At 64.7% G+C, this 6,087-nt stretch carries 5 protein-coding genes; all 5 read left to right on the forward strand.

The window, feature by feature from the left end; all coding sequences use genetic code 11:
- The first annotated feature begins 34 nt into the window (after positions 1-34).
- The 5 genes from hflK (at position 35) to U5N23_RS26295 (ending at position 5,775) form a co-directional block, all read left to right on the forward strand.
- A complete protein-coding gene (gene hflK, locus U5N23_RS26275) occupies positions 35-1,411 on the forward strand; it encodes an FtsH protease activity modulator HflK (protein WP_322595657.1) in 1,377 nt (458 codons plus the stop codon).
- Positions 1,412-1,420: 9 nt separating this feature from the next.
- A complete protein-coding gene (gene hflC / locus U5N23_RS26280; RefSeq protein ID WP_322595658.1) occupies positions 1,421-2,332 on the forward strand; it encodes a protease modulator HflC in 912 nt (303 codons plus the stop codon).
- A gap of 192 nt (positions 2,333-2,524) precedes the next feature.
- Positions 2,525-3,673, forward strand: a complete 1,149-nt coding sequence (locus U5N23_RS26285; RefSeq protein ID WP_322595659.1) for an ATP phosphoribosyltransferase regulatory subunit — start codon at positions 2,525-2,527, stop codon at positions 3,671-3,673.
- A gap of 29 nt (positions 3,674-3,702) precedes the next feature.
- Complete coding sequence (locus U5N23_RS26290) at positions 3,703-5,079, forward strand: adenylosuccinate synthase (protein ID WP_322595660.1); 1,377 nt, start codon at positions 3,703-3,705, stop codon at positions 5,077-5,079.
- 171 nt (positions 5,080-5,250) lie between these two features.
- Entirely contained in the window at positions 5,251-5,775 is a 525-nt protein-coding gene (locus U5N23_RS26295) for a phosphoribosyltransferase (RefSeq protein WP_322595661.1), read from the forward strand.
- Positions 5,776-6,087 lie beyond the last annotated feature (312 nt).

The following is a 6,087-nucleotide window of genomic DNA, read 5'->3' on the forward strand; positions in this document are numbered from 1 at the left end:
GATCGATGCCACCAGAGAACCAGAGACTTTGCGCATGAATTTCCAAAATCGCACCCTACGCTGGGCTTCGCTGCCAGAACGTATCCGGGGCATGTTCAATCTGAACGACCCCCGCTGGGGTCGTGGTGAAGACAAGCCGGATGACGGCGCTCGCCCGGACGAGCGCCCGCCGGCGCCGCCCCCTGCAGGCAACCGCGGGCGCGAGAACAACAAGGGCCAGGGCAATGGCCAGCCGCCGGACCTGGACGAACTGTGGCGTGACCTCAACCGCAAGCTCGGCGGCCTGTTTGGCGGCAAGGGTGGCGGCCGCGGTACCGGGGGCTCCAGCAACGGCGGCTTCCAGCCGCCCGACATGAAGAGCGCGGGCGTGGGCGTGGGCCTGATTGCCGGTATCGTCTTCGTGATCTGGATGGGCACGGGCTTCTTCATCGTGCAGGAAGGCCAGCAGGCCGTGATCACCCAGTTCGGCAAGTACAAGAGCACGGTGGGTGCCGGCTTCAACTGGCGCCTGCCGTACCCGATCGAGCGCCACGAGCTGGTGTTCGTGACGCAGATCCGCTCGGCCGATGTGGGCCGCGACAACGTCATCAAGAGCACGGGCCTGCGCGAGTCGGCCATGCTGACCGAAGACGAGAACATCGTCGAAATCAAGTTCGCCGTGCAGTACCGCCTGAACGATGCCCGCGCCTGGCTGTTCGAGAGCAAGAACCCCTCGGACGCCGTGGTGCAGGCCGCTGAAACGGCCGTGCGCGAAGTGGTGGGCAAGATGCGCATGGACACGGCCCTGGCCGAGGAGCGCGACCAGATCGCCCCGCGCGTGCGCACGCTGATGCAGACCATCCTGGACCGCTACAAGGTCGGGGTCGAGGTCGTGGGCATCAACCTGCAGCAGGGCGGTGTGCGCCCGCCCGAACAGGTGCAGGCTTCCTTCGACGATGTGCTCAAGGCCGGCCAGGAGCGCGAGCGCGCCAAGAACGATGCCGAGGCCTATGCCAACGACGTGATTCCGCGTGCCGTGGGTTCCGCGTCGCGCCTGAACGAAGAGGCGGCCGCCTACAAGGCGCGCATCGTGGCGCAGGCGCAGGGTGATGCGCAGCGCTTCTCGTCCGTGCTGGCCGAGTACCAGAAGGCTCCCCAGGTCACGCGTGACCGCATGTACCTGGAAAGCATGCAGCAGATCTACGGCAATGTGACCAAGGTGCTGGTGGATTCGCGCCAGGGTTCCAATCTGCTGTATCTGCCACTGGACAAGATCATGCAGAGCGTGGCCACGGGCACGACCGGCACGCTGGAGTCGCCGCCGGCCAACGCCGCCGCGGCCGTGGTGCCAACGCTGCCGCCGACCTCCACTTTTTCGAATGACCCCCGGGCGCGTGACAGCAGTCGCACACGCGAACGTGAATCCCGCTAGGAGCAGCTCGTGAACAGAGTCGGATTTATCGCATCCACCCTCCTGGTGGTGCTTGCACTCATGAGCTCCATGCTCTTCGTGGTGGACCAGCGCCAGTTCGGCGTGCTCTACGCGCTCGGGCAGATCAAGGAAGTGATCACCGAGCCGGGCCTGAACTTCAAGCTGCCGCCGCCGTTCCAGAACGTGACCTACATCGACAAGCGCCTGCTCACGCTGGACAGCCCCGATACGGAACCCATGCTCACGGCGGAAAAGCAGCGCGTGGTGATCGACTGGTACGTGCGCTGGCGCATCTCGGAGCCCACGGAGTACATCCGCAACGTGGGCCTCGACGAAAGCGCTGGCGCCATGCAGCTCAACCGGGTGGTGCGCAATGCCTTCCAGGAAGAGATCAACAAGCGCACCGTGAAGGAGCTGCTGTCGCTCAAGCGCGAGGCGCTGATGGCCGATGTGAAGCGCGAAGTGCTGGAAACCGTGCGCGGCGCCAAGCCCTGGGGCGTGGACGTGGTGGATGTGCGCATCACGCGCGTCGACTATGTCGAGGCCATCACCGAGTCGGTGTACCGCCGCATGGAGGCCGAGCGCAAGCGCGTGGCCAACGAGCTGCGCTCCACCGGCGCGGCCGAAGGCGAAAAGATCCGCGCCGATGCGGACCGCCAGCGCGAGATCGCCATTGCCAACGCTTACCGCGACGCCCAGAAGCTCAAGGGTGAAGGCGATGCCGAAGCTGCACGCATCTATGCCGAGGCCTTTGGCCGTGACCCTCAGTTTGCGCAGTTCTACCGCAGCCTGGAAGCCTACAAGTCGAGCTTCAACAAGAAGAGCGACGTGATGGTGGTGGATCCGTCGTCGTCCGAGTTCTTCAAGGCCTTCCGCGGCAGCACGCCCCCCACGGCGCAGTCCGCAGCCCCGCGCAAGTAAAAGCGGCGTCCCGCGCACGGCGGCAGCCTCTGCATTGCAGGGCTGCCGTTTTTTTTTGGGTGTCTTTTCCACTGCAGGGTGGGTCGCCATCTTCTGTTCCATGTGTCCGATCTCCCTGTTGGCCAGTCCCCGGTTTGAGGGGCCTTGGCCGGTGCCGGTAGAATCACGGTTTTAACAGCCTCCCCTTTTCTCATGTCTGCTTGGGTCCTGCCGGATCACATTGCCGATGTCTTGCCGTCCGAAGCGCGGCACATCGAAGAATTGCGTCGCGGGCTGCTCGACACGGCGCGCTGCTATGGCTATGAACTGGTCATGCCGCCCTTGCTGGAGCACCTGGAATCCCTGCTGACGGGCACCGGCGAGGCGCTGGATCTCCAGACCTTCAAGCTGGTGGACCAGTTGTCGGGCCGCTCCATGGGGCTGCGTGCCGACACCACGCCGCAGGTGGCGCGCATCGATGCGCACCTGCTCAACCGCAAGGGCGTGACGCGGCTGTGCTACTGCGGCCCCGTGCTGCACACCCGCCCCGATCGCCCCCATGCCACGCGCGAGCCGCTGCAGTTCGGTGCCGAGATCTACGGCCATGCGGGGTTGGAGGCCGACCTCGAAGCCCTGCAGCTGGCGCGCGAATGCCTGCGCGTGGCCGAGGTGCGCGACACCTCCATCGACCTGGCCGACGTGCGCATCGTGCGCAGCCTGCTCGCCGGTGTGGCGGTGGATGCGCCGCTGCTCAGCCGCATCCATGCCGCGCTGGCGGCCAAGGACGCGAGCGAACTGGCAACGCTGACCCGTGATTTCCCTGCGGCGTCGCGCCAGGGGCTGCTGGCGCTGCTGCAGCTGTATGGCGATGAATCCGTGCTGGCCGAGGCCGACCAGGCCTTGAAGCACATCGCTGGCGTGTCCGAGGTGCTGTCGCACCTGCGCTGGCTGGCTTCGCGCCTGGACGGCGCCGTGGTCACCTTCGACCTGGCCGACCTGCGTGGCTATGCCTACTACAGCGGCACCCGCTTTGCCATCTACGGCAAGGGCGCCAGCGATGCGCTGGTGCGTGGCGGGCGCTACGACGAAGTGGGTGCCGTGTTCGGTCGCAACCGGCCTGCGGCCGGGTTCAGCCTGGACATCAAGCAACTGGTGAGCGTGGTGTCCCCGCGCGCCCTCAAGGCCGCCATCCGCGCGCCCTGGGGCGAGGCGCGAGACGTGAACGCCGCCATTGCCGAGCTGCGCCGCCAGGGCGAGACGGTGGTATGTGTTCTGCCGGGGCATGGGAGCGAAGTCGATGAGTTCCACTGTGACCGAGAGCTGGTGCAGATTGCGGGCCAGTGGGTCGTGCAGGCTGTTTGAGTTAATTGCAATTGAAAATTGGGTCTGAGATGAAAGCAACCAAAGGTCGCAACGTAGTGGTGGTCGGAACCCAGTGGGGTGACGAAGGCAAGGGCAAGCTGGTCGACTGGCTCACCGAGAGCGCGCAGGGCGTGGTCCGGTTCCAGGGCGGCCACAATGCCGGCCATACGCTGGTCATCAACGGCGTGAAGACCGCGCTGCACCTGATCCCCAGCGGCATCATGCGCCCGGGCGTCAAGTGCTACATCGGCAACGGTGTGGTGTTGTCGGCGGCCAAGCTCTTCGAGGAAATCGAAGGCCTGGAAAAGGCCGGCGTGGAAGTGCGCTCGCGCCTGCGCATCAGCGAGGCCTGCCCGCTGATCCTGCCGTTCCACGCCGCCATCGACGTGGCGCGTGAGGCCGCGCGCGAGCAGGGTGGTACCGAGAAGATCGGCACCACCGGCCGCGGCATCGGCCCCGCCTACGAAGACAAGATCGCCCGCCGCGCGCTGCGCGTGCAGGACCTGAAGTACCCCGAGCGCTTTGCCGCCAAGCTGCGCGAGCTGCTGGACCTGCACAACCATGTGCTCACCACCTACCTGGGCTCGGCCCAATTCGTCTTCGGCGACGCCTTGAAGCCCTATATCCAGGACGGCAAGGTGCAGTTCGATGTGGTGTACGCCGAAGCCATGCGCCATGCCGAGCTGCTCAAGCCCATGATGGCCGACGTCTCGCGCGAACTCAACGAAGCCAACAAGGCCGGTGCCAACCTGCTGTTCGAAGGCGCGCAGGGCACCCTGCTCGATGTGGACCACGGTACCTACCCGTATGTCACCTCCAGCAACTGCGTGGCTGGCAACGCCGCGGCCGGCTCGGGCGTGGGCCCCGGCATGCTGCACTACATCCTGGGCATCACCAAGGCCTACTGCACCCGCGTGGGTGGCGGCCCGTTCCCGACCGAACTCGATTGGGAAGTGCCTGGCACGCCTGGCTACCACATGAGCACCGTGGGTGCCGAAAAGGGCGTGACCACGGGCCGCAGCCGCCGCTGTGGCTGGTTCGATGCCGCGCTGCTCAAGCGCAGCGCCCAGGTCAATGGCCTGTCGGGCCTGTGCATCACCAAGCTCGACGTGCTCGACGGCCTGACCGAGTTGCTGCTGTGCACGGGCTATGAGCTCGACGGCGAAAAGATCGACCTGCTGCCCATGGGCGCGGAAGACATCGCACGCTGCACGCCGATCTACGAAACCCTGCCCGGCTGGACCGAAACCACCGTGGGCGTGACCGAGTACGCCAAGCTGCCCGAGGCAGCGCGCCGCTACCTGGAGCGCATCGCCGAAGTCACCGGCGTTCCGGTCGACGTGATCTCCACCAGCCCCGACCGCGACCACACCATCATGATGCGCCACCCCTACGTGGCCGATTGACCTGTCGTACCGCTGCCCTGGCGTCGCATGCCTGGGCGGGGCCGCGCAGTTCCATTCGCTGCGCGGCAAAACGCATTCCGTATTTTCTCTATATAGCGATGAGGGCTTGCTCTGGCGCTGCCGCCGTGTGATCCTCTCATCTACAAGCCATCATCCCCAGGAGCCCCGCCCATGTTGACCGAAGACGGCAAACACCTGTATGTCAGTTACGACGAGTACCACAGCCTGATCGAGAAGCTGGCGCTCAAGGTGCACCAGTCGAACTGGGAGTTCGACACCATCCTGTGCCTGGCGCGCGGTGGCCTGCGCCCCGGTGACATCCTGAGCCGCATCTTCGACAAGCCCCTGGCCATCATGTCCACCAGCTCCTACCGCGCCGAAGCCGGCACGGTGCAGGGCCACCTCGACATCGCCCGCTTCATCACCACCCCCAAGGGCGAAATCGCCGGCAAGGTGCTGCTGGTGGACGACCTGGCCGATTCGGGCCATACCCTGCATGCCGTGATCGACATGCTCAAGACCAACTACGCGCCCATTACCGAGCTGCGCAGTGCCGTCATCTGGACCAAGGGCATGTCCACCTTCACGCCCGACTACTCGGTGGAGTTTTTGCCCACCAACCCCTGGATCCACCAGCCCTTCGAGGGCTATGACAGCCTGAGCCCCGCCAAGCTGCTGGAGAAGTGGCGCGTTTGACGGGCCCTGGCGCTGGACGCCGCAAGAAGAAGGAGGGCGCAAGCCCTCCTTTTTTCTTGGTGCATGCCGGAGTTGGTAGTGCTGCTGGTGGTTCGGGTCTTGATCTGGGTTGCTGGTGGTGAAGAAAAAAGTTTGGGTTTTGAGTTGTCTGCGGTGTAAAAACCGGTATATAATTTGAGGCTTCGCTGAGTAGGTTGAGTTAACTGCAGGCAGTTGGCAAGATCAAAAAGAAAAAACGAAAAGTTTGACAGTTCTTCAAAAACTGTGCTAGAATTCAAGGCTCAGCTGATCGCAGCTAAGTCGGGAAAACAA

This window comes from Acidovorax sp., assembly GCF_034519795.1.
Lineage (GTDB): Bacteria > Pseudomonadota > Gammaproteobacteria > Burkholderiales > Burkholderiaceae_C > Acidovorax.

What these genes read in the sequence shown, in the direction of transcription:
- U5N23_RS26295 (WP_322595661.1), top strand. Translation starts at nt 5,251, where the DNA reads ATGTTGACCGAAGACGGCAAACACCTGTATGTCAGTTACGACGAGTAC.
- hflK (WP_322595657.1), top strand. Translation starts at nt 35, where the DNA reads ATGAATTTCCAAAATCGCACCCTACGCTGGGCTTCGCTGCCAGAACGT.
- U5N23_RS26290 (WP_322595660.1), top strand. Translation starts at nt 3,703, where the DNA reads ATGAAAGCAACCAAAGGTCGCAACGTAGTGGTGGTCGGAACCCAGTGG.
- U5N23_RS26285 (WP_322595659.1), top strand. Translation starts at nt 2,525, where the DNA reads ATGTCTGCTTGGGTCCTGCCGGATCACATTGCCGATGTCTTGCCGTCC.